General features: G+C 42.7%; 20 protein-coding genes. 5 read left to right on the top strand and 15 right to left on the bottom strand.

What is annotated here, in order from left to right; translation table 11 throughout:
* Nucleotides 1–76 precede the first annotated feature (76 nt).
* From BUB99_RS06165 to BUB99_RS06155, 3 genes are all read right to left on the bottom strand, one after another.
* Entirely contained in the window at nucleotides 77–811 is a 735-nt protein-coding gene (locus BUB99_RS06165; RefSeq protein ID WP_073120429.1) for a LytR/AlgR family response regulator transcription factor, read from the bottom strand.
* Nucleotides 808–2,658 carry a histidine kinase gene (locus tag BUB99_RS06160; RefSeq protein WP_073120428.1) on the bottom strand — a complete coding sequence of 617 codons (1,851 nt, stop codon included), beginning with the start codon at nucleotides 2,656–2,658 and terminating at the stop codon, nucleotides 808–810. The genes BUB99_RS06165 and BUB99_RS06160 overlap by 4 nt, the downstream gene beginning before the upstream one ends.
* A gap of 428 nt (nucleotides 2,659–3,086) precedes the next feature.
* Complete coding sequence (locus BUB99_RS06155; protein ID WP_073120426.1) at nucleotides 3,087–3,428, bottom strand: helix-turn-helix domain-containing protein; 342 nt, start codon at nucleotides 3,426–3,428, stop codon at nucleotides 3,087–3,089.
* A gap of 701 nt (nucleotides 3,429–4,129) precedes the next feature.
* Here BUB99_RS06155 and BUB99_RS06150 point away from each other — a divergent pair.
* Nucleotides 4,130–5,134: a BamA/TamA family outer membrane protein gene (locus BUB99_RS06150; protein WP_073120424.1), complete on the top strand. Its 1,005-nt coding sequence runs from the start codon at nucleotides 4,130–4,132 to the stop codon at nucleotides 5,132–5,134.
* Between the two features lie 52 nt (nucleotides 5,135–5,186).
* Here the strand turns inward: BUB99_RS06150 and BUB99_RS06145 are convergent, their stop codons facing one another.
* The 3 genes from BUB99_RS06145 to BUB99_RS06135 all read right to left on the bottom strand — a co-directional run bounded on the left by BUB99_RS06145 (nucleotide 5,187) and on the right by BUB99_RS06135 (nucleotide 7,489).
* Nucleotides 5,187–6,233, bottom strand: a complete 1,047-nt coding sequence (locus BUB99_RS06145) for a WG repeat-containing protein (protein WP_073120422.1) — start codon at nucleotides 6,231–6,233, stop codon at nucleotides 5,187–5,189.
* Nucleotides 6,234–6,339: 106 nt separating this feature from the next.
* Complete coding sequence (locus BUB99_RS06140; RefSeq protein WP_073120420.1) at nucleotides 6,340–7,014, bottom strand: hypothetical protein; 675 nt, start codon at nucleotides 7,012–7,014, stop codon at nucleotides 6,340–6,342.
* Entirely contained in the window at nucleotides 6,998–7,489 is a 492-nt protein-coding gene (locus BUB99_RS06135) for an RNA polymerase sigma factor (protein ID WP_073120419.1), read from the bottom strand. Before BUB99_RS06135 ends, BUB99_RS06140 begins: the two co-directional genes overlap by 17 nt.
* Before the next feature lie 167 nt (nucleotides 7,490–7,656).
* Here BUB99_RS06135 and BUB99_RS06130 point away from each other — a divergent pair, with 167 nt between their 5' ends.
* The gene (locus tag BUB99_RS06130) at nucleotides 7,657–9,594 is read left to right on the top strand and encodes an ATP-binding protein (RefSeq protein ID WP_073120417.1); all 1,938 of its coding nucleotides are present in this window, start codon (nucleotides 7,657–7,659) and stop codon (nucleotides 9,592–9,594) included.
* Nucleotides 9,595–9,633: 39 nt separating this feature from the next.
* Here the strand turns inward: BUB99_RS06130 and BUB99_RS06125 are convergent, their stop codons facing one another.
* The 4 genes from BUB99_RS06125 to BUB99_RS06110 all read right to left on the bottom strand — a co-directional run bounded on the left by BUB99_RS06125 (nucleotide 9,634) and on the right by BUB99_RS06110 (nucleotide 14,432).
* A complete protein-coding gene (locus BUB99_RS06125; protein ID WP_073120654.1) occupies nucleotides 9,634–10,707 on the bottom strand; it encodes a fatty acid desaturase family protein in 1,074 nt (357 codons plus the stop codon).
* Between the two features lie 209 nt (nucleotides 10,708–10,916).
* The gene (locus BUB99_RS06120; protein WP_073120415.1) at nucleotides 10,917–11,675 is read right to left on the bottom strand and encodes a sulfite exporter TauE/SafE family protein; all 759 of its coding nucleotides are present in this window, start codon (nucleotides 11,673–11,675) and stop codon (nucleotides 10,917–10,919) included.
* Between the two features lie 133 nt (nucleotides 11,676–11,808).
* Nucleotides 11,809–13,440 carry an L-glutamate gamma-semialdehyde dehydrogenase gene (gene pruA / locus BUB99_RS06115; protein ID WP_073120413.1) on the bottom strand — a complete coding sequence of 544 codons (1,632 nt, stop codon included), beginning with the start codon at nucleotides 13,438–13,440 and terminating at the stop codon, nucleotides 11,809–11,811.
* A 230-nt stretch (nucleotides 13,441–13,670) separates the two neighbouring features.
* Nucleotides 13,671–14,432 carry an SDR family NAD(P)-dependent oxidoreductase gene (locus tag BUB99_RS06110; RefSeq protein ID WP_073120411.1) on the bottom strand — a complete coding sequence of 254 codons (762 nt, stop codon included), beginning with the start codon at nucleotides 14,430–14,432 and terminating at the stop codon, nucleotides 13,671–13,673.
* A 161-nt stretch (nucleotides 14,433–14,593) separates the two neighbouring features.
* Here BUB99_RS06110 and BUB99_RS06105 point away from each other — a divergent pair, with 161 nt between their 5' ends.
* A complete protein-coding gene (locus BUB99_RS06105; RefSeq protein ID WP_073120410.1) occupies nucleotides 14,594–15,025 on the top strand; it encodes a thioredoxin family protein in 432 nt (143 codons plus the stop codon).
* Here the strand turns inward: BUB99_RS06105 and BUB99_RS06100 are convergent.
* Together BUB99_RS06100 and BUB99_RS06095 are read right to left on the bottom strand one after the other, a co-directional pair.
* Nucleotides 15,022–15,420 (bottom strand): hypothetical protein, encoded by a 399-nt coding sequence (locus BUB99_RS06100; protein ID WP_073120408.1) that lies wholly within the window; start codon nucleotides 15,418–15,420, stop codon nucleotides 15,022–15,024. The two genes, BUB99_RS06105 and BUB99_RS06100, sit on opposite strands and share 4 nt — an antisense overlap.
* Nucleotides 15,421–15,567: 147 nt before the next feature.
* The gene (locus BUB99_RS06095; RefSeq protein ID WP_084190380.1) at nucleotides 15,568–16,266 is read right to left on the bottom strand and encodes a Lipl32 family lipoprotein; all 699 of its coding nucleotides are present in this window, start codon (nucleotides 16,264–16,266) and stop codon (nucleotides 15,568–15,570) included.
* Nucleotides 16,267–16,423: 157 nt separating this feature from the next.
* Here BUB99_RS06095 and BUB99_RS06090 point away from each other — a divergent pair, with 157 nt between their 5' ends.
* Nucleotides 16,424–18,373 carry a tetratricopeptide repeat-containing sensor histidine kinase gene (locus BUB99_RS06090; RefSeq protein WP_073120406.1) on the top strand — a complete coding sequence of 650 codons (1,950 nt, stop codon included), beginning with the start codon at nucleotides 16,424–16,426 and terminating at the stop codon, nucleotides 18,371–18,373.
* Between the two features lie 33 nt (nucleotides 18,374–18,406).
* A complete protein-coding gene (locus BUB99_RS06085) occupies nucleotides 18,407–19,054 on the top strand; it encodes a response regulator transcription factor (RefSeq protein ID WP_073120405.1) in 648 nt (215 codons plus the stop codon).
* A gap of 51 nt (nucleotides 19,055–19,105) precedes the next feature.
* On the opposite strand, the gene BUB99_RS06080 is transcribed toward BUB99_RS06085, so the two are convergent.
* The 3 genes from BUB99_RS06080 to BUB99_RS06070 form a co-directional block, all read right to left on the bottom strand.
* Nucleotides 19,106–19,549, bottom strand: a complete 444-nt coding sequence (locus tag BUB99_RS06080; RefSeq protein WP_073120403.1) for a Dps family protein — start codon at nucleotides 19,547–19,549, stop codon at nucleotides 19,106–19,108.
* Between the two features lie 103 nt (nucleotides 19,550–19,652).
* A complete protein-coding gene (locus tag BUB99_RS06075; RefSeq protein WP_073120401.1) occupies nucleotides 19,653–20,381 on the bottom strand; it encodes a polyprenol monophosphomannose synthase in 729 nt (242 codons plus the stop codon).
* A gap of 58 nt (nucleotides 20,382–20,439) precedes the next feature.
* A complete protein-coding gene (locus BUB99_RS06070) occupies nucleotides 20,440–21,828 on the bottom strand; it encodes a type III PLP-dependent enzyme domain-containing protein (RefSeq protein ID WP_073120399.1) in 1,389 nt (462 codons plus the stop codon).
* Nucleotides 21,829–21,852: the final 24 nt, after the last annotated feature.

Below are 21,852 nucleotides of genomic sequence, written 5' to 3'. Positions count from 1 at the left end.
AGGTAGGCGATGACGATTTATTAAAGTCTGTAGATTCATATATGAAGCGAATGGATTCAAATTCGCTAAGAGTCGACTAGAAAAGTCTTTTTAGTATAGCATCTTTTCGCCTAGATGCTACGGGTACTTCCTCTCCATTTTTTAAGACTAGGCATCCTTCGTTGGTGTATTTGGTCACGTAAGAAGTGTTGACGACATAGGATTGATGACATCTTAAGAAAACTGCCTTATTGAGCAGGGACTCTACTAGTTTTAGTGGTTTGGAGATCATGATTTTCTCCTTTGTGGTGTTGAAAGTCGTATAGTTTCCATCCGATTTGCAAAAGATAATGTCCTCTAAATACACTACGTGATGTGCCTCTAGTGTTCTCAGTACGATTTTGTTTTGATGGTTGCCATTGTAGAACTGATTGGCGACATCTACAGCGTCGTGGATACTATCATCATTTTTGAAAGCTTTGATGGCGCGGTTGACGGCATTGCTAAACTCCTCGTCATCGATGGGTTTGAGCAAGTAATCCAACGCACCTATACGTATCGCCTTGATGGCTTGGTCATTGAACCCTGTGATGAAAATAAGTTGAAAATTCACCTCTTCTAATCGCTCTATCACTTCGAATCCCGTACCACCTATGATATCAATATCCAAAAACACCAGATCAGGCTCATGGATATTAATCTTAGTAAGCGCCTCTGCAACACTGGGCGCCTCGTCTATTACATGGATGTCTTGCGAAAATTGATCTGCGAGTCTATCTTTTATTTGATCACGGACATGCTTCTCGTCATCTATAATAAGGGCTTTGATCATGCTGTCAACAGTTTAAAAGGAATCTTTAATTTAATGATTGTTCCATGGTCATCTGGATTGCCTTCCTGCTTGTTGAGGATGGAAACACCATGACCTGTCATTTTTCTCAAAAAAGTATCAATTAGCTGGACTGAAGAATCGGGACGGAGGGCTTTGATATCAAACCCATGACCATTGTCCTCTATCGTACATTGTACTGATTGCTCTTCTAACGTTAGCATCACGGAAATCATACCTTTTTCTTCTATTTCTTTGAAGGCATGCGCAATGGCATTCTCGACGAAGGGCTGGAGCAACATCGGTGGGATAGTGATTTCGGCATCTTCGGGTATGTCATTGATGATCTCATACTCGAACCGATCCGCAAATCTAAACTGCTGCATGTCGAGGTAATCTTCGAGCAACTGCACCTCATCTTCTATTAAGACATAGTCTTTGGTCGAGTTCTCGAACAGTGCACGTAGAATTCGCGAAAACTTGACGATGTAACGGGAAGATACCTCTGCGTTTTTGTTGATTTCGCTTTTGATGAGGTTGAGACTGTTGAAAGCGAAATGTGGATTCATCTGCGAACGGAGCAGTCGCTGGTGGAGGAGAAAGTTTTGTTTTTCCATCCTGAACCTTCGCTGTCTGTAGTAGAATACGATCAATGTAGTGGCTAGGATAGCACCGAGCAATAGTGTCAGTAGGAGGTATTGGTTGCGTTGAAAACTGATGTTCTCAATCTCCACAATTCTTTTGGCAGCTTCTAACTCTTTTTCTTTGGCAAATGAGTTTTTGAGTTCGATCAGTTCGCTATTGATGCGGTTTTCATAATTGCCCTCCTGGTAGCTAAAGATGGAGTCCAACTGGCTAGAGACCTGCTGGGGTGATTCTCCTTTCCTAATAGCGATTTCCAGCCTTTTCTTGAGTGCCTCTTTTTGATTTTGGTAGTGGGCGTCATCTATACCATACCAAAACACCGAATCGATGTAGAGACTACTCAGGTCCAGCTGATCCAGCTCGTAGTAGGCGTGGGATAGGTTGAGATAGTTGTTGATCAAGGCTGAGGTTTTAACATTGGCAGGTAGTAGATCGATGTAGTAGGCTGCTTTGTGAAACGTCTGTAGCGCGTCGCTATATAGGTGATTTTCAAACTGTATAGCGCCTAAATTGCCATAGTACTGATAGTTGATGTTAGGACTCAGTTGCGTTAAGTCTATGTTGATTTCGCTCAGGGTATTGAGTGCTAGGTCGAGATCCTGCTGTCCAAAGTAGATGCTAGCCCTGCTGATTTTGCTCACCATCATGTTAGCTGTATCATGCGCCTGCTCGAACATGTCATAGGCAAGGGCATTGGCGGACAGGGATTGGTCATGCTTTTCCATGCTCGTGTACACGCGCTGGATATAGTTGTAGGCGAGGGCTTTGCTTTTGTAATCCTGCTCCCCGAGCATACTGATCATTTTCTCCGCAGTACCTAGCCCGTTGAGGAAGTCGTTTTGAAGATAGTAGGCATTCATAAGTGCCCGATAGTAGAAGGCACTTCTCTCGGATAGGTGAGGTTCCTCTGCATAATCTGTCGCTCTGCGTAGCTCGTGGATCGCAGAATCTACCTCGCCCAGACGGTACAAGTATCGAAACTGGACATAGCGATATTGACGTTTGAGCGAATCAGGGATGTCCATCTCGATGATGCTGGACAGCTGTAGCGCAAAGTACTGCAAGGAATCATGTTCTAGCCCTGTTTTGAGCTTGTTATTGTAATGGGTTGGTAGGTCGCTGACTTGGGCAGTGTTCTCTACAGTCTTGTGATGAGAGCAGCTCACGAAAGTGACGAATAGGGTTAGGTAAAACCAATTTGTCATAAGTAATAAATGCTGACTCGAAAATAACGAATACCTACCACAAAAGTCGGAGGAAGCGCAAATACCTCTGGGGAAAGAAAGTGAATGAAGTAGCTTAGCGCTAAGCAACCGTACTGCATAGCAACTGGGCGCATTGTCTTCACTACATAGAGGGCAGAGCCATCTTGATGCTTTTATAGTTTTCTATCAGCCTGAGTTAGATTTTGAATACCCCTTCAAGGGCTTTTTTGAAGGATTTAGTATGTGATTCGTTTTGTCTATGACTTGAAAAGAGAATCTTTGAGGATCACCCTGTATATCTGGGGGAGAGATAGTAGATCACTTCGTGATTCAAGATTCATTGTTCGAAATTCGTTATTGTTTTTTTTATAAAATAATCACCTATCGAAGCTCAAGAGCCTTCTTTATGAATCGAACTCAGGTTGTCACTATTCCATCTCTCTCAGGATTTGTTTGATCTGATCGAGCTTTTCGAGAGGCATCTTGCGCAGCTCCGCCACTGTCAGCCCATTCTCACTGGGTCGGTCTAGCTCCGTTATTGGATGATTAGGCGCAAGAGATGTCTCCGCACTATCCCAAGCCATCAGATCGTTCGGTGTGCAGTGCAGCGCTATACATAACTGCTGGAGCTGATACATCTTGATACCCACGGCCTTGTCGGCGAGCATGCGGTGCACCACATTGTGACTCAGTCCTAGCTTTCTCAAATAATTATATGGTTTCGGGATGCCACGGATGTGCATCAATCGTGATATCTGAAGTGTCAGCATCGTTGTGTTGGTTTGGTCTTACAATAAAGTTAAGTAGAAATTACAGAATACTCAAAATTGGAAACGAATCATTGTCAGTTAGTTAACTAGTAGTGAGCTTATATTATTTATATATGACACTAAATGATTTTTTGCTGAGACAGACTTATTTTATACTGGTATTGAATCATTTGATAATGGGGATATGTCATTTTGTATGTGGTAGATGTTATATTCTATTGAGATAATGTTATTTACTATTACTCTTATATTAATAACTGATTGGTGTTTGTCTAATTATTATGCGCTTATGAGATTATTTCAGTACCTTTTGAAGACTATTTAGCATCGGTAAAAGGCTACTAGTTCCATTTCGTCTAGATCGATAGTGACCTGAGAACCATCTGTTATGGATAATGTTATTTTGTAGAGGATGTCGTTTTGCTCATGTATTCAAACTTATCGGGAGGTAGATTGCTTTGTTTCTTGAAGGAGAAATCTTAAGTTGTGTCGTGAACTGCAATTGTCTACTTCCCCCCTGATATGAGAATATCAATCACCTGTGTTTTCTTATCTGGCAGGCATACTCTCAAGAGGAAGATGTACTGGTAGCAGACAGTCTTCGGGCACAAAGAGATGTCCTTGATTTCGTTTTTAAGAAGAATCGAGATAGCCTCAATGCATCAGGAAGTCAGGATAGCAAGCGTGTTTTCTTTTCGTTGATGCCCTTGTCATCAGGTAGTGGTGGGCCTAATATTTCGATTTCGGTGGTCAATGCTTCTTTTCATTTAGGGGATCCCGAGACGACTAATTTTTCTAATATAACGCTCTACCCTAGCACGAATTTTAGTTCCTATTTTCATATCAAAGTCACTTCTAACCTTTGGCTAGAGGGCAACATTTGGAACATTCCTGGAAAACTAGAGTTGATCCAAGAGGCTCAAGATAATTATGTGCTGGGAGGAGGCACAGATGAGGATAGTTTGTTTGTAATAAAATATAAGCTAAGTCGGGCGTATATGTCTTTGGGCAAGCGTCTGGTCAAGTATGTATATGTTGGAGGTGGGTATGCGCTGGACTACTATTATGACATCTATGAGGACAGTGGGGATGTTGTCCGGCAGACGGATTTTGGACGCTATCAGTATGGGACGGGTTCGACGAGTATAGCATCTGGGCTTACATTCGATGTATTCGTAGATAGTCGCATTAATCCTATCAACTCGTTCAATGGTGTGTTTTCGAAAGGGACCTTGCGAATCAATCCCACCTGGTTAGGCAGTGATGACCTGTCTTATTCAGTTTATATGGATACACGGAGGTACATCAATTTTAGTGAGGAGAAACATCGTGTATTGGCACTTTGGGGGTTGTACTGGGCGTCTTGGGGTAATGTGCCTTACCTTGATATGCCGGCTAGTGGGTTAGACTTATATGGCTGGACGGGGCGTGGCTATCCACGGGCTCGTTTTAGGGGGCGACAACTGCTCTATACTGAGGCGGAGTTTAGGTTTGATATTACCAAGGATGGGTTGCTGGGGGGCGTAGTGTTTACCAATTGTCAAAGTGTAATGGAGCAAGAGAGTAGGCGGTTTGAGTACCTCAACCCAGCTGTGGGTACGGGTTTACGCTTAAAATTCAACAAATTCTCTGACTCGAACTTGACATTTGATGTAGCCTACGGTGAAGGCTTCAACTGGTATATGGGATTGAATGAGGTTTTTTAGCAACAGTAACAGTACTAGGTCAGGAGGTCTACACCTCCTGACCTAGTACTGTTTAGTTGATCTTCTGAAAATCTTTGACACCTGAAAATTTAGGTTCGATGACCCATTCTCCTTTTGTGTTGATATAGCCCCAGAGATCTCCTTTTTTGACTGCTGCGAAACCATTGTAGAAAGAACGTGCTCCATCGTACTGCGGTTCGATAGCCCATTGACCTGAGACATCAAAGAAACCAAATTTGTCATTTTTCCTACCGAGTGCTAATCCATCACTGAAGTCTTCCCATTTTTCTGTATCGTTGATTCTGATGATTTCTCCAGACTTATTGGTGTATCCCCATTGGTCGTTGCGTTTGATTCTGGCTAGTCCACTCGATGGATCAAATTCTTTGGCACTTTGGAACTGAGGCTCGATGACCCATTGGCCTGATGTATCGATAAAACCTATGAGGCCACTGGTTCCTCTGGCCCATGCGAGTCCATCGCTAAAGTAACCTACACTGCCGAACTGAGCCTTGATGGCTACAGTGCCGTCTGCGTTGATAAATCCCCAAGTTTTGTCTTCTAACCTGTATGGAGCCAAGCCATCTCCTTCGAAAGGGTCGAGATCGATTAGGCCGGGAATGTCAACTTTGGTTTCGCTGCCCGATATGTCTAGGATAAAGAACTTGTCATCTTTTCTGGCTATGGCTTTATCGTTGGTGAACACCGATACTTTGTCGTACTGTGGAGTGATTACGGTTTTGCCCTCTGTGTCTAGATATCCCCATTTTCCATCGTCGTTGATTGCCAATAGTCCATTTGAATAGCCTTTCATACCGAACCCAAAAAGTTCAACTACTCTGTACTCTTTGATTTCAGAAGGAATAATTTCTCCTTGGATATTAATGATTTTGAAATTGGGCTTCTCGTAGTACAGTGCCAGACCCTCTTCGGAGAATTCGACGCAGCGTTTCGAGATGGGTTTAATAATCATTTCGCCATTACTGGTGGTGTAGCCCCATGTTTTAGAACCGTCGGGTTTGACGAGTGCGATATAGGTTTGAGCAAAGGACTGGACTGCCAGTAAGAGGACGATACTCAGAGATAATACTCGTTTCATTGTAGGTGGTATTTAGGTTTTTGTTTGTGAGAATGGTACAATTTAATAGTTGTATCATCCATTTTGTACTGACAAGAATAAGAAATAATTGCTAAGTCGCAAAATCCTATGGATGCGTGTCTGCTTCTTTTCTTAATGCCTCCATATCTGCCATGATCTCATCTAGTTTTTGGAGCAGTCGTCCGTAGACGATCTTGAGGTCCAAGGTATAGATTTTGCCACCTAGAACGAACATAACAGCACATATCACAGCGAGACCTGCCCAGAAAACTGTAGGGATACCATAGGTTAGGTGTAGAGTAGGAAAGGAGTCTAGTAGCTTTTGGGTGAGTTTTATCCCCATGGTCTGCCCATTAAAATCCAAGAACCACATGCCAGCGATCATCGATAGGAAGATCATGGGATAGAGTATGCGGGACAGTTGCGCATTGATATGGATTTGCTTTTGCATCCAGTTGTGAAACGAAAGGAGGTATTCGTAACTGTTGGTACTCTTGTCCAGATCACCGAGCGATTGGCTCAGGCGGTAGTTGATGAATACCGTGAGGTTGATTATAATGAAAAATGGGACGCCCATATAGGGCATGTGCAAGGCAAAACTCACCGGTAGCATAATCGCCGATAGGATGACTAGACCCCATAGGTTGAGCTTGAACATGCGCTTAAATTTTTCTACAATGTCTTGAGACTTTTGGTTGTAGAGATTGTTGAGCTTGGGAGCGATGAGTGCTTGGCTATCCACAAAACCATTTTTCCAGATTGTTTCAATTGACTTTTCCATCTAATAAGATTTTTAAACGTTCTTTGATTCGATTGATTCGTACGCCTATGTTGTTGGCGTTGGTGCCGATGATGTCGGCGATTTCTTGGTAGGATTTTTCCTCCAAGTAGAGTAAGATCACCGCTCGATCTACTTCTGAGAGTTGGCGTATGGCATCATAGAGCGCATTGAGAGACTCGTCTGCAAAAGCCCGACTGTCCTCTGTGACAATGTCTGGCAGCGTATCTGATGCGAAGTATTGCCCATTCTTCTTTTTTTTCTTGAGTAGGGTGAGGCACACATTGAGCGAAATGCGATAGACCCAAGTCGACCATTCAGACTGTGCTTTGAAGTTGTCCCTGCTGCGCCAAATCTGTAGAGAGACTTCTTGGTAATAGTCTTCGAAATCTTCTTGCGTATTGGTATAAGCTCGACATATCTTAATGATGATCGCCGCAAAGGGTAAAATGGACGAAGTGTAAAAATCGCTACTCATTCAAGTTTTTCTTGTTTAGTGGCTATGTCAATGGAAACTTACAGCTATGCTCAAAAAATATATAGTCATCGTTAGGATTAGTTTTAAAGGGGTGGGGTGAAATGTTGTACTTTGGGATAGTTTTAATAAACTGTGGTAATATCAGAGAGCTGGAGTAAATACGATAAATGAGGTGGAATATCTACATAGGGCTTGTGGCCAGTATGGTGTTTTCGTTCAATAGTCTGGGACAATCAATAGATGTCATGATTGAGCGAGCGGATTCTTGTGCTAGGCTTGCTGACTATGATTGTGCGGTTAGTCAGTATGAAGAGGTACTGTCATATCACGATGATGTCTCAGGTACTGTTTTCGTCCAAATCAATAATAAAATAGCCGATTTGCTCTATAAGCAAGGGGACTTCCAAAAGGCATACACGACCTATCAGACAGCCTTAAGGCGAGCTGAGGAAGATAGCATGATGCACGAAAAAGCTACTGCTCTAGAGGGGATGTCACATATCCTGTGGCGCTATGGAGACAATGTGAAATCTATCCATTCGGCCATGGAGAGCATAGGGATTTATAAAGCCTTGATAGATACAGCATCATTGATTAGTTCGTCTCACATACTAGCAGGCATCTATGTCAGTATTGGCGAATTGGACAAGGCAGAGGATATTTATCAATCCACATTGCATATGGCGAAAGCTAGCTATGATTCGGTTGGGCTAGCAAGTTGTTATGAGTATATAGGTATTGTGCGTTTTTTTGAGGAGCGATATGACCAGGCCATACATTTTTATATGAAGTCACTTTCTATGAATCTTCAGATCGGAAATGAATTGGATGCGGGTGTTACCTATGCCAATATAGGAGAGGTTTATAACTACATGGAATCCTATGATAAGGCGCTGACGTATTTTGAGAAGTCAGAAGAAATCCTTCAGGCACATCAATTTAATTCAGGGCTCATATTTGTCCATTATAGTGCGGGAGTGAGCTATACCCAGTTGGGCGAATATGAGCAGGCGATGGATCATTTTCAAAAAAGTTTAGACCTGGTTAGGTTCACGCATGAGACACGTGAAAAGCCTGAAATTCTGAGACTGATAGCGGAATGCTATGCGAAACAGGGTAAGTATGCGCTGGCTTATCAATATCACGAACGGTATGCAGAGACTGATGACTCGTTGGCTCAGGTCAATCGAAACCTAGAATTACTGGATGTGATGGGGCGCTATGATTTGGAGGAAAAAGAAAAACTCAATGAAGTACTGACACAGGAAAATGTATTGAGAGGGCGAGAACTGGCCGATAAGGAAACCATCATCGCACAGCAGTATCTTTTTGGTGCTGTATTGATGGCGTTATTGTTGGTTGCGTTTGTGTTGGCATACAAGCTGTACAGAAATAAGGAGCTATTGGCAGAGGCTGATAGAACCAAGAATAAGTTGTTTGGATTCGTAGCGCATGACCTGAAAGCACCAGTGGCCAATATTCAGATGCTAGTCGATATGTTGCAGGACGAATTAGAAGAGGATAGCAAGGAAGCGCACGGTCTGGTTGTAGATATAAATAACGCGTCACATTCGGTGAGTATGCTACTCAATGATTTGTTGTCTTGGTCGATCGCACAGCAGCGCGGGTTTGCTTTCAACCCTAAGTCCGTCCAGCTCAAAGGTGCTGTGGAGCATTGTGTAGACCTTTTTAATAATCAGCTAGCATATAAATCGCTGAAAGTAGACAATCAGGTGCAGGAGGATGTTTTGGTATGGATGGACGAAAATGCACTTTTAGCCATTATACGCAATTTGATATCCAATGCAGTCAAATTTTCATCCACAGGTGGTTGTATCACGATAGCAGGAGCAGTGTCGGATCAGTCAGGTCATGTACTTTTTAGTATTCAAGATGACGGGGTAGGAATGACTCCCGAGCAACTCAATAAAATCTTATTTACGTCGACATTCACGACGCAACGAGGGACAGCCAATGAGAAGGGGAGCGGAATGGGGCTCAATCTCGTCAAGGAATTTGTCGAGAAATCTAATGGCGAACTGAATATTGCTAGTCAAGTAGAGGTAGGGACTAAAATAACGATCGTATTGAAGGCTGGAGAATAATGAATCGACGAGATGTCGATTCATTATTTATAGTATTTCTTATTTCCCTAAATCCCGGAGCATACCAAAGTGTCCTGCTACTGCCGAGCGGAAACTTGGAAAGCTATAGTAGGGCAGATCATATTCGCTGGTGGTCTGTTGCACGATTTTAGCAATAGCGGGATAGTGTACATGACACACATCAGGGAAGAGATGATGCTCGATTTGGAAGTTTAGCCCCCCTACGAACCAAGTCAGAATTTTGTTTTTCATCCCATAGTTAGAGGTCGTCAGGATCTGATGTGATGCCCAGCAGGTATCTAGGTTTTCACTTTCAGCCTTGACGAAGCTGGCGTTAGGAACCACATGTGCGGTCTGAAAAATCAGTGCTAACATGATGCCTGTCACCGCATGAGATACGATGATCATCACGATAGTAGTTCCTACAGGGATATCAATCATAAGGACGGGAAGTACTAGAAACACGACATAGTACATGAGTTTTCGGAAGAAAATTCCTGCAAACTCCTTTCTGAATTCAGCTCCTTTTTTGATGAGTCCCATTTGGCGATATTCAAAAGCCTTCACGAAATCTTTGGTTGTGATCCACTCCAGTAGTGGTACACAGTAGAATATCGGCGCATAGATGTGCTGAAATCTGTGAAACCACCGCTTGGGCTGATGCTCAGAGAACCTGAAGAAGAACCTAGGTAGAATGTCCTCATCGGTATCCTCAATGTTGGTATAGGTGTGGTGTATGACGTTGTGCTGGATCTTCCAGATCAATCTATCTACACCAACCAAAGCAGCCGAGAAGGCGACAATGCTATTGTAACTTTTATTCTTAGAATAGGCGCCGTGTATAGAATCGTGCATCACAGCCGTACCTATAAAGGCCTTGCCTAACCCCATGATCACCCAGAGAGACATCAGGATGTATAGGTTCGTAATGCCTGCGAATATGAGGATAAAGAATGGCGTGAGATAGAGCGAGAACAATGCGATCGATTTGATCACCATGTGTCTGTTTGCATCTTTTTCTAGATTGTTTTCTTTGAAGTAGGTATTTACTCTTTTTCTAAGAACACTCCAGAAATCGTTTTCTTCTTTGCTTTTAAATTTATAATTAATCATATGATTTTGGCACATTCAGTAGGTTAGTGAACTGATGTGATTTTAGTATTAAAACGTTAGAGAATAGGGTGGGAGGCTGGCGTTTTTTCGTTTCCCTATACTTAGCAACGCAAGAATACTGAATTAATTTGAAGCCATCAAATGATAAATATTCATAGAGGTTACATAGTTGATTGATATTCAGTAGTTAAAGCGTGATTTAACACACTTTAACTGCTCAAAATCATGAAAATAGCTGCTACAGTGGTCATCAGAATGACGAACCATCTGAAATACTGATCTGAGATTTTCTTGATGATTTTAATTCCTACAAGGGCTCCTATAGCAATGAATGGAATAAGGATGAGATCTAAAAGAAAGGAATGCCATGTGATGGTCTCCCAGACCCAGATATGAAAAGGAACTTTGAATATGTTGACACAGATAAAGAACCAAGCTGCTGTACCGATGTATTGGTTTTTGGGTAGACGCATGGATAGTAGATATAGTGCCATGGCACTACCTGCCAAGTTACCCACCATCGTGGTGAACCCAGCCACGATCCCCATTAGCGCTGCAAACCATAGATAGTCAGGTATTTTTTCTTTGTTGGTACGCTCCATCCATAGCATGACGATGAGACTGAGGAATATGATCACACCCATGATGATGCGGAAGGTCTTGTCATCTATCTGTTGACCAAAATAGGTGCCTGCCAGCACGCCTATGATTGTCCAAGGCAGAAGTTTCCATAGGTATTTAGTTTCGGCATGTCGGTGGTAGTACTTGACACCTATGAAGTCTGCCATGATGAGTACTGGGAGCATAAGTCCGCTCGATTCTTTACCACCAAAAGCTACGGCTAGTAGTGGTACAGCTAGTTTGCTCACACCAGCGACTCCAGTCTTCGACATCCCAACTAATATACCTACTACACAAAATGAGGCGAGGGCTGAGTAGCTCAGCGTATATCCGAATAGTTCTACCATAGGCTGCAAATCTCTTGAAATCGATGAGATATCAGTGTTTTTTGGACATGAAAAAAGTCCCTATCTAAATGATAGGGACTTTGTACTGTGTTTTGACTTGGTGAGAACACGAAATGTAAACACCATTTCTATTCTACTTTTCTTCCAAAAATGGATAACGGTAGTCATGTGGAGCATCAAAAGTCTCTTTGATTGTACGTGGTGACACCCATCTGAGTAGATTTAGTACAGAGCCTGCTTTGTCATTGGTACCTGATCCTCTAGCGCCACCGAATGGTTGCTGTCCGACTACTGCGCCTGTTGGCTTGTCGTTGATGTAGAAATTACCTGCAGCATTTTGCAGTTTTTTGGTAGCCAGTTCGATAGCATAGCGATCGTCTGAGAAGATTGCTCCTGTCAGTGCATAGTCAGAGGTTTTGTCTACGAGTTCGAGCGCCTCTTCGAAATGCTCAGGATGATAGACGTAGATGGTAATGACTGGACCAAATATTTCCTCACACATCGTCAAGAACATTGGGTCTTTGGTCACGACTACTGTAGGCTCGATGAAGTAGCCTTTGGACTTGTCATAGCCACCGCCTGCGATGATTTCGGCATGATCACTGGCTTTGATTTTGTCGATGTAGCCTGAGATCTTATCAAATGCACGTTCGTCGATCACTGCATTGACGAAATTGGTGAAATCCTCAGGAGAACCTACAGTGATTGTATCTAGATCAGATAGAACCTTAGCTTTCGTCTCATCCCAGATGTTTTGTGGGATGTAGGCGCGTGATGCAGCACTACATTTCTGCCCTTGGAACTCAAATGCTCCTCTGACGATACCCGTCGCAACAGCTTTTGGGTTAGCAGACTTATGTGCAATGATGAAGTCCTTTCCACCTGTTTCTCCGACGATTCTTGGATAGGTTCTGTACTTGGTTACATTTTCTCCTATGGTTTTCCAGAGCTGTTGGAAAACGGCTGTACTGCCTGTAAAGTGTAGCCCCGCAAAATCACGGTGGTTGAATACCACATCGCCAGCCACTGGTCCGTCAGTGTAGATCAAGTTGATGACACCATCAGGTAAGCCAGCTTCTTTGAATACTTCCATGATCACCTGCGCAGAGTAGATTTGCGTGTCAGCAGGTTTCCATACGATGGTATTGCCCATCATCGCTGGCGCTGCGGATAGGTTGCCCGCGATCGCTGTAAAGTTGAATGGTGTGATGGCAAAAATGAACCCTTCGAGCGGACGATACTCTAGCCTATTCCACATCCCTGGAGAGGAAATCGGTTGCTGGCTATATATCTGTGTCATGAAGTGCACGTTGAATCGCAAGAAGTCTATGAGTTCGCATGCAGAGTCGATTTCCGCCTGAAATGCATTTTTGGATTGTCCCAGCATGGTTGCTGCATTGATCTTCGCTCGGTAAGGACCTGCTAACAAGTCCGCTGCTTTTAGGAAAATGCTCGCTCTGTGCTCCCAAGATAGGCTCTGCCAAGCGTCTTTAGCACCCAGTGCGGCATTGATGGCTTGTTCGACGTGATCCGCATCTCCACGGTTGAAGTAGCCCAGGGTGTGCTGATGATCATAGGGAGGAGCCATTCTAACTTTGTCGTCAGTGGTCACTTTTTCTGCACCGATGTACATCGGTACATCTAGCTCTTCGCTCCTCATCTGCGCGACGGCAGCCTTTAGTGCTATTTTTTCGGGACTACCTGCCTTGTAGCTTTTGATGGGTTCATTGACAGGGGTAGGCACGGGATATATTCCTTTGGGCATATCATTTTGTGTTTAATGTTACAATTTTGGATTGCAAATTTAAGAAAGATATCCCTACCCAAAATTTCTAAGAATGATATAATTTTGATTTCCCAAATAAGAGATAGCAAATGAACCTCAAAGACTTTTATGGCAAGTACAAGAAGTATTTTAGGATAGATCTTTTTTTCTATCTCTTTATGCTGTTTTTTCTCCTATTCTTGTTTTTAGTAATAGGGGTCGATTGAGCTTTAGTGAACGTAGCTACCAGCGTTGAGGTCAATCGTACTGCCTGTGGCGTGATCTGCCATACCACTGGCTAAGAAAGTGACCATGGGTGCTATATCTTTTGGTTCGGTGAGGCGTTCCAGTGCTAGGTCTCCTGTCGCATGTTCACTGCCGTATTTTTCCATGGTTTCTTTTCCCATGTCTGTCCGGACGATCCCTGGAGCGATGCTAAATGCTTTGATACCTTGTTTGCCATACGCGCGTGCTATCGTTTTGGTGAGGGAAACTAACCCCGCTTTAGATGCAGCATACGCCATGTACTCGGCGGTATCTCCTCTGAAGGCAGCCCTAGAAGTAATGTTAATGATTCGGCCTGTGGCGTTTCGTTTGATGAAATGCTCCACAATTTTTTTGCACAACACTCCGCAGGAGGTGAGATTGACCTGAATGGTCGTATTCCAAGTCGTCATCCAGTCGGTTTCCTTTGCGTCAATGTTGACAGGCATGGCAACTCCTGCGTTGTTGACGAGGATTTCTATGCTGCCCATCTCTAGGACGACTCGGTCGAAGAGGTTTGCAGCTTCGTCTGGCTGAGATAGGTCTGCTTGGAAAGCACGGGATTCATTACCGAGAACTTGCGCGAGGTTTTCGGCCTCTCTCATGTTTTTGTTGTAATGCACGGCGATGGTAGCGCCCGCTTCGGCGAGTTTCGTCGCGATGGCTTTGCCGATCCCTTTGCTCGCACCTGTGACGAGTATGTTAAGTCCTGATAGATTGATGTACATGCGTCAAAAAATTGTCACCGTTAAATTAACGTGCCGCTGACGAAAAATGGATGAATTGTTTCCTTTTTCAATCCATCGAATAAAAATATCTAAGAAACGAATCTTGAAAAGAAGGGAGTCGTTAGATTTCCGAATCATAAAGTCATTTTAAAAGGAAGAATATGAAGGCATTAATCTTTACCATAGTCATTGGCCTGTCTACGATATTGTATACTCAGGCACAAGATACAGCCATCCAGTGGTACAGTGTAGAAGAGGCGCAGGCGATGCAGTCCAGTGTGGAAAAACCGATTTTTGTTGACTTTACGGCGGTTTGGTGTGGCTGGTGTAAGAAAATGGATCAGACGACCTTCTCGGACGAAGAGGTAGCTGAGAAAATGAATGCAAGTTTCTATCCTGTAAAATTAGATATAGATAGCCCTGAGCAATTTATGTTTGGAGGGAAAAAAGTGACTGCTAAAGAATTAGCGCAAGATGTAGGGATTACTGGGTTGCCAACCATGGTGGTTTTTGATCCCGACTTGAGCTCACACGAACTCATCGTCGGATACCAAAAGAAAAATCAGTTTTTGGGTACTATAGAAGCGCTTTAGCTCACATACATTTGAATAACTCCAAGTGATATACTAGACAAACTCAAGAAGGTACGGAATAGGGGAATCTTCTGATAAGGTAGTGCTGTGGGCTTAAGATGCTGCGATACGGTCAGGTTGAAGGAAGTGATGGCGTCATTAAGAATGAAGCCTCCCAGCGTGACAACTGTCAAATTGGTACCGATACGAAGGAGCAAAAGTGCGTCTAATTGCTCAGTAGACTCTATGGATAGTGTGAGAGATAGAATAGTGTAAAGCCCCACTGCACTAAAAGCCATGCTGACTATAGCCTGTAGCGTATGGAGTGTGGAGTTGTTAGCCTGTAGTAGGTGTTTGACCAATAGAAGGATCAGTGAGAGGGTGCCTAGCCCGATAGATAAATAGCTTTCGATCATGATTGAAAAGATAAAATGACTGGCTCTTTAGAATAAGGCGAGGTTAGTAGGTCAATGAGTGCCGTATCAAAAAAACCAGTCTGTATGTGTAGAGTCCTCAGTTTTGGGGTTAGGCGGAGAAAAACTGAGGACTCGAATAGATTGTTATTATTGGTTGATCTGCTTGTTCAACTCGTCTAGTGTTTTGGCCATTGCTACACCTGGGAGTTTGATAGGTGCTGCTACCTCTGCTAGGAATGTACCGTTGACTTCACCTGTTTTGTATGTCGTGAAACCTACTCTGTATAGACCTACTGTAAGTGCTTTAGTCGGGTTACCTACTTCACTTTTGTATCTCAAGAGTGAGTTGTAGTTGCTACCACTTGGCTGACTAGGCATCTCGCTGCTGTCGTCATTTCTTTCTAGTGTTGTCCATTTAGCACTAGATACAGCGGCTTCATTGATGTCATCCTTAGAGATGATAGTAGATCGCTCTAGTGTGATGTAGGTATCAAAATAGTCTTTGTCACCTGCGTGATCTGCATAGTCTGCCGCTTCTATAGCGTTTTTTACTTTGGTTTTTCCGACTGGAGACATCATTCTCACACCTAGTTCAGGAGCTACTGCGGGTACCCAGATATAGATGTAGTAGAATTTTTTACCATCTACAGTAGCGTCTTCATTGCCAGCAGCTGCATAGCCGAGGTATGATACGACATCTGTATAAGGTACTTTGATGGTTTTTGGGCCAACGGTTTTTTCTGTAAGGCTACCGAAGCTGCCTAGTTTTTGAGCAGAAGTATTTGTTGCGAAAACGACACATAGTGTCATTGCAATAAAACTAATTTTTGATAGTGTGCTTTTCATCTTTATATATGATTTTTTAAATAATACTTTGCAATATTAGATTGTTGGTTATCTCTATGCATCGCTATAAATAGCGAAAAAAAAGAATCACTATTTTTAGTGAGCTCAGTGAGGTGTCATGTTATCTTTGAAAAATGAATAGAGTTTAACCCCTCAAATGCTAGAAATTAACAAACTTATTTTATCTGTTTTACTCCTCTTTATCCTTGTGTTTTCTATATCAGAAGGCCAATTATTTGCACAAATAATTGATCAAAAAGCTGACGTTGACGCTTTAATAGTTCGTGCAGAGGGACTGATTTATGATGTTGATAGTATGGAGGTGTTATTACATAAAAGTGTTGAGCTCAGTAAAATAGCAGGTTATGATTTGGGACTAGCAAAGAGTTATTTCCTCTTAGGGGAGATGTACTATGGTTTGTTAGATAACAAACGGTCTCTAGATTATTTGCAGAGTGCCAAAGAGCTTTTTGAGGTTTCGAGAGATGGGGAATATTTGATGGTCTTGCATAAGACAATGGGCAATGTGTTGCGTAATATGGGTGAGCATAAGACAGGAATGCAACAGTATAAAATAGCCTTAAGATACGCTGAGGAGCTGGAGATTAAAGAGGAAATTCTTAAAATAAAAAATAACATTGGGATTGTACATCAAGAGCAGTCTCACTATGAAGAGGCTATAAGGTATTTTAACGAAGCTCTGGCTATGAATCCTTCGATGAAAGCAAAAGTTACAATTTTGGGGAACATTGGTTTGACAAAACAAAAACAGGGACATTTCGATAGTGCAAGCTATTATTATGAATTTGGATTGAACTTAGCTGAACAGGTGCAGGATAGTGCAAGTGTTTATGTGATTGTTGATTATCTAACCTCATTGTACTGGGAAGAAGGGCGGGCTCAAGAAGCATTGCCTTTTTGTTTGGACTTAGTGAATTACAGTTTGAGTCAGGGCAATGAGATAGCACTTGTTCACCCATATAATATGCTTGGGTTGATCTATAATCAGTTGAAGTCTTATCAATTGGCAGATGACTACTATCAAAAGAGTCTTGAATTAGCGCGAAAATATGAGCTTAGTAATGAGGTGTTTATTCTTGCCAATATGGCTATTAATCAAGCGGCATATGGGAATTATAAACTGGCCTATGATAATATGTTCGTTCATTCCCAAATGAAGGATACTCTGTATTCCCTAGATAAGAATAAGCAGTTAGAGGAAGTTCTTGCTAAGTATGAATCAGAGAAGAAAGAAAAGGAAATAGCAATGTTGCAATCCGAGCAACTTATGCAAAAGGCTAATTTGGAGAAGCACGAGTTAATTAGGAATGTGGCCATAGTAGGCAGTGTGTGTATGTCGATTGTGCTTATTTCTTTCATTTTCGTGTATGCGCAAAAACTAAAGACAAGTCAGTTGTTGGCGCAGAAGAATGACGAGATCAATCAACAAGTAATCAAAGATATTTTAAAGGAAAACGAAATTAAAACCATTAAGGCAAGTTTGGCAGGTCAGGAGCGGGAGAGAGTTCGTATGGCCAAGGAATTACATGATGGAGTAGCGGGTTCTTTGGCTGCTGTCAAATTGAACTTAAGACATGTTGAAGATAGCAAAGGGTTAGGGCTAGATCTGATTATTTCTGCGGTGGGAGATATCTACGAAGAGGTCAGGAGTTTGTCGCACAACCTTACACCGTTCAAGGTTATGAGTGCTCCGTTTGTCGCTTTGATACAGGATTATGTGCATGAGATAGCAGATGCTACGGGGGTAGATTTTCAGCTCGTCACCTCTCAGGAGTTGAATTTGAATGATATGCCAGTTCAGTTCAAAGTGGATCTGTATCGGATTATTCAAGAACTCGTCGCAAATGTAGTGAAACATGCTAGCGCAAAGTCTGCAGAGGTGTCGCTGACGAAAAATGATAGAGAAATCAATCTGATCGTGGAGGATGATGGCCGAGGGTTTGATCGCTCTCAAAAGAATAAAGGGATCGGTTTAGAGAATATCAAACACCGATTGGAAACATTGAAAGGGACAATGCATATCGATTCGAGTGTAGGGAGAGGGACGATTGTTAACATCGACTTGACTGTTCCAGTGGTGGCGTAGATTTGGTAGCGTACAGTTTTTATAGAGATAGGAATGCAAAAAAGTATAAAAGTACTAATCGTAGATGATCATCAAATGTTTTTGGATGGGTTGTCGTCTATACTGGTAGGTGACGAACAGGTAGAGGTGGTAGGTGTTCTAACGGATGCTAGAGCGGTAATCGATACTTTGAAAGACGCACCTGTAGATGTAGTGGTGACAGATGTGAGTATGCCGCATATGGATGGGATACAGTTGAATGCCGAGTTAAAAAAGCGAAATATACAAGCGAAAGTATTGGTACTGACCACTCATAATGATCCTGATATCATTCAGAAGCTCATCAAAGGAGGGGTGGATGGTTATCTGCTAAAAAACGCAGAGAAAAACGAATTGCTAACGGCTATCAAAACAGTAGCTACTGGGGGCAAGCATTTTTCGCAGGAGGTTCAAAAGAAGTATACAGAGAGCCTGTTTTCGTCTGCTACGACTAGCAGTACTGTCCAGACTGCTTTGAGCAAACGGGAAAAGGAAATTTTACATTTGATCGTGGAAGAGTTTACGGCTCAAGAAATCGCAGAAAAGCTTTTTATTAGTCAACACACCGTCAATACGCACCGCAAGAACCTCTTGTCCAAACTTGGAGTGAAAAACACGGCAGGTTTGGTAAAGCAGACGATTCTCAAAGGATTACTAAAATAGAAAAGCCATCTTATCAGATAAGATGGCTTTGTGTAGGAATGCTTTATTTGATTATTTCAACCAAGCTTTGTACATCCAGAGTGTTTTTTCTTGCTCCTCGACGAAGGCTGACATTTGGTCTTCGGTACCACTGTCATCGACGGCACCTGCGGCTTCTTTGATTGCTTTCTCCTTAATGATGATTTTTTCTAGGTTGGAGACGATGGTTTTGACTGCAGTCTCATCATCATGGACATTCTTTACAGGGACTAGCTCTGCAGTATCCAAATAATCTTGGAAGTTGTGAATCGGGGTGCCGCCTATCGTTAAGATTCTCTCTGCGATATCGTCTACTTTGACATTGGTCTCGGTATAGAGTTCTTCGAATTTAACATGGAGTTCAAAGAAGTTTTTTCCTTGGATATTCCAGTGAAACCCTCTCAGGTTTTGATAGAAGATTTGATAATCTGACAGTAACCCGTTTAACTGGTCTATAATATTTTGATTCTTGATCATGATCTATTTGTTTAAGTTCTATTCACTACAAATAACGCAAAGACGGCACCTTAGGATCGGAAAATTGAATCAAATTAGGAGATGGGATGATAAGTATTTTCTATCAGCGGATATACTTTTTGAACAAACTCTTGATTTTCATTTGTATCACCCCGATAACAGCCTCTTTGAATATGCCTCGGCTCATTTTGGAGTGTCCTAGTGTGCGATCTGTGAAAATGATAGGTACTTCGGTGATTTTAAAATTGTACTTCCATGCCTGGAATTTCATTTCGATTTGGAATGCATAGCCCACAAAGTGGATATTGTCTAGGCCGATGGTGTCGAGGACTTCTCGCCGGTAGCACTTGAAACCTGCAGTGGTGTCTTTGACGGGGATGCCAGTGATGAACTGAACGTAGATACTGGCAAAGTAAGACATGAGTACACGATCCATAGGCCAGTTGACGACATTGACTCCTGAGATGTAGCGAGAACCGACGGCCATGTCATAGCCATCTTCTCGGCAGGCAGTTCGGAGACGGATCAGATCGGCAGGGTTATGTGAAAAATCGGCATCCATCTCGAAGATGTAGTCAAAGCCATGATCTATCGCGAATTGGAAGCCAGTGATATAGGCAGTTCCTAAGCCAAGTTTTCCTTCTCGCTCGATGATATGAATCTGCGGGTGCACCTCCATCATTGATTTGACTAGGGTCGCTGTTCCATCGGGTGATCCATCGTCCACAATCAATACATCAAAGCCTTGATCCAAATCGATCACAGTTTGTATGATGGCTTGGATGTTTTCTTTCTCGTTGAAGGTGGGGATTATGACTAGACTATCGTTCAAGGATATGTTTTCTATGGTGTTACTGGCTAAATTAGGACGGTTTTAGGAGTCAACGGTTTCAATAGCCAAGTATCTTTAGCATTTGTTCGCTACTTTGTTCGGGGGCGAACAATCTTGAAACCATGTTTCCGTCAGCATCTTTTTCTATGATCACATGTTTGGCAGCAGGGATCAGACAGTGCTGTATCCCGCCATAGCCTCCGAGTGATTCTTGGTATGCCCCCGTATTGAAGAAGCCAAAGTATAGCGATTGCTCTTTTTTAATTTTAGGGAGGAAAACCTCTGCAATATGTGCCTCTGAGTCATAGTAGTCCATGCTGTCACAGGTCAGCCCACCGATGTTGACACGGTGATAGTCATTGTTCCATAGGTTGATGGGCAGCATGGTAAACTTGGTGTTTAGACCCCACACATCTGGCATGTGTGTGATGAATGAGCCATCCATCATGTACCATAGTTCCTTGTCATTTTGGAGTTTTTGGTCCAAAACAGAGTATATATTCGCACCACTTTCTCCTACGGTATAGCTCCCGAACTCCGTAAAGATGTTAGGGGTAGGGACATCATGCTCCTTGCAGATGCTTTGGATTTGCTCTACGATCTGATCGACCATGTAGGCATAGTCATATTCGAAGTGAAGTGAGTTTTTGATTGGGAATCCACCTCCTATATCAATAGACTCGATTTCTGGACATACTTTTTTGAGTTCACAGTATTTGTTGACAAAGCGACTCAGTTCGTTCCAGTAGTAGGCGGTATCCTTGATCCCTGTATTGATGAAATAATGCAGCATTTTGAGCTGTCCTTTGGTCTTGCCTTTGATACGTTCTTCGTAGAAGTCCACGATCTTGTTGTAGCGTATCCCTAGTCTGGACGTGTAAAAGCTAAAGCTCGGCTCTTCGTCAGAGGCCACTCGCAACCCCATCTGGTAGTTGTCATTGACGTGCTGCTCGTAGTATTCGAGCTCCTTCATATTGTCTAGGATGGGGAGGCAGTTCTTGAAACCATCATTGAGCAGGCCACTGATTTCCTCTACATATAGCGGTCTTTTGAATCCGTTGCAGACGATATAGGTCTCTTTCGTGATTTGTTTTTTGGCGTAGAGACTTTTGATGATGGAGATGTCATAAGCAGACGAAGTTTCTAGATGGATGTCGTTTTTGAGTGCCTCTTCTACCACGAACTGAAAGTGCGAAGACTTGGTGCAGTAGCAGTAGGTGTATTTCCCCTGATAGTTTTTTCTCTCCATTGCCTCTTTGAATAGTTGTTTGGCATTTTGGATTTGTTCGGAGATTTTAGGGAGGTAGGTGAGTTTGAGAGGAGTTCCGTACTCGTTGATGATTGCTTGAAGGTCGACACCATGAAAAAACAAATTATCATCCTTTACTTCAAATTCTTTCGTGGGGAAATAAAAGGTCTGGTCTATCAGGTCTATGTACTTATTCATCTAATCTGGAGTCAACGTTTTGCT

This window comes from Reichenbachiella agariperforans (assembly GCF_900142205.1).
In the GTDB taxonomy this organism is placed as follows: Bacteria; Bacteroidota; Bacteroidia; order Cytophagales; family Cyclobacteriaceae; genus Reichenbachiella; species Reichenbachiella agariperforans.
Note: the sequence above shows the minus strand (reverse complement) of the source record. Positions and strands in the feature narration are given on the sequence as shown.

Coding starts and splice junctions, on each gene's coding strand:
- BUB99_RS06165 (WP_073120429.1), bottom strand. CDS start 811: ATGATCAAAGCCCTTATTATAGATGACGAGAAGCATGTCCGTGATCAA.
- BUB99_RS06160 (WP_073120428.1), bottom strand. CDS start 2,658: ATGACAAATTGGTTTTACCTAACCCTATTCGTCACTTTCGTGAGCTGC.
- BUB99_RS06155 (WP_073120426.1), bottom strand. CDS start 3,428: ATGCTGACACTTCAGATATCACGATTGATGCACATCCGTGGCATCCCG.
- BUB99_RS06150 (WP_073120424.1), top strand. CDS start 4,130: ATGCCCTTGTCATCAGGTAGTGGTGGGCCTAATATTTCGATTTCGGTG.
- BUB99_RS06145 (WP_073120422.1), bottom strand. CDS start 6,233: ATGAAACGAGTATTATCTCTGAGTATCGTCCTCTTACTGGCAGTCCAG.
- BUB99_RS06140 (WP_073120420.1), bottom strand. CDS start 7,014: ATGGAAAAGTCAATTGAAACAATCTGGAAAAATGGTTTTGTGGATAGC.
- BUB99_RS06135 (WP_073120419.1), bottom strand. CDS start 7,489: ATGAGTAGCGATTTTTACACTTCGTCCATTTTACCCTTTGCGGCGATC.
- BUB99_RS06130 (WP_073120417.1), top strand. CDS start 7,657: ATGAGGTGGAATATCTACATAGGGCTTGTGGCCAGTATGGTGTTTTCG.
- BUB99_RS06125 (WP_073120654.1), bottom strand. CDS start 10,707: ATGATTAATTATAAATTTAAAAGCAAAGAAGAAAACGATTTCTGGAGT.
- BUB99_RS06120 (WP_073120415.1), bottom strand. CDS start 11,675: ATGGTAGAACTATTCGGATATACGCTGAGCTACTCAGCCCTCGCCTCA.
- pruA (WP_073120413.1), bottom strand. CDS start 13,440: ATGCCCAAAGGAATATATCCCGTGCCTACCCCTGTCAATGAACCCATC.
- BUB99_RS06110 (WP_073120411.1), bottom strand. CDS start 14,432: ATGTACATCAATCTATCAGGACTTAACATACTCGTCACAGGTGCGAGC.
- BUB99_RS06105 (WP_073120410.1), top strand. CDS start 14,594: ATGAAGGCATTAATCTTTACCATAGTCATTGGCCTGTCTACGATATTG.
- BUB99_RS06100 (WP_073120408.1), bottom strand. CDS start 15,420: ATGATCGAAAGCTATTTATCTATCGGGCTAGGCACCCTCTCACTGATC.
- BUB99_RS06095 (WP_084190380.1), bottom strand. CDS start 16,266: ATGAAAAGCACACTATCAAAAATTAGTTTTATTGCAATGACACTATGT.
- BUB99_RS06090 (WP_073120406.1), top strand. CDS start 16,424: ATGCTAGAAATTAACAAACTTATTTTATCTGTTTTACTCCTCTTTATC.
- BUB99_RS06085 (WP_073120405.1), top strand. CDS start 18,407: ATGCAAAAAAGTATAAAAGTACTAATCGTAGATGATCATCAAATGTTT.
- BUB99_RS06080 (WP_073120403.1), bottom strand. CDS start 19,549: ATGATCAAGAATCAAAATATTATAGACCAGTTAAACGGGTTACTGTCA.
- BUB99_RS06070 (WP_073120399.1), bottom strand. CDS start 21,828: ATGAATAAGTACATAGACCTGATAGACCAGACCTTTTATTTCCCCACG.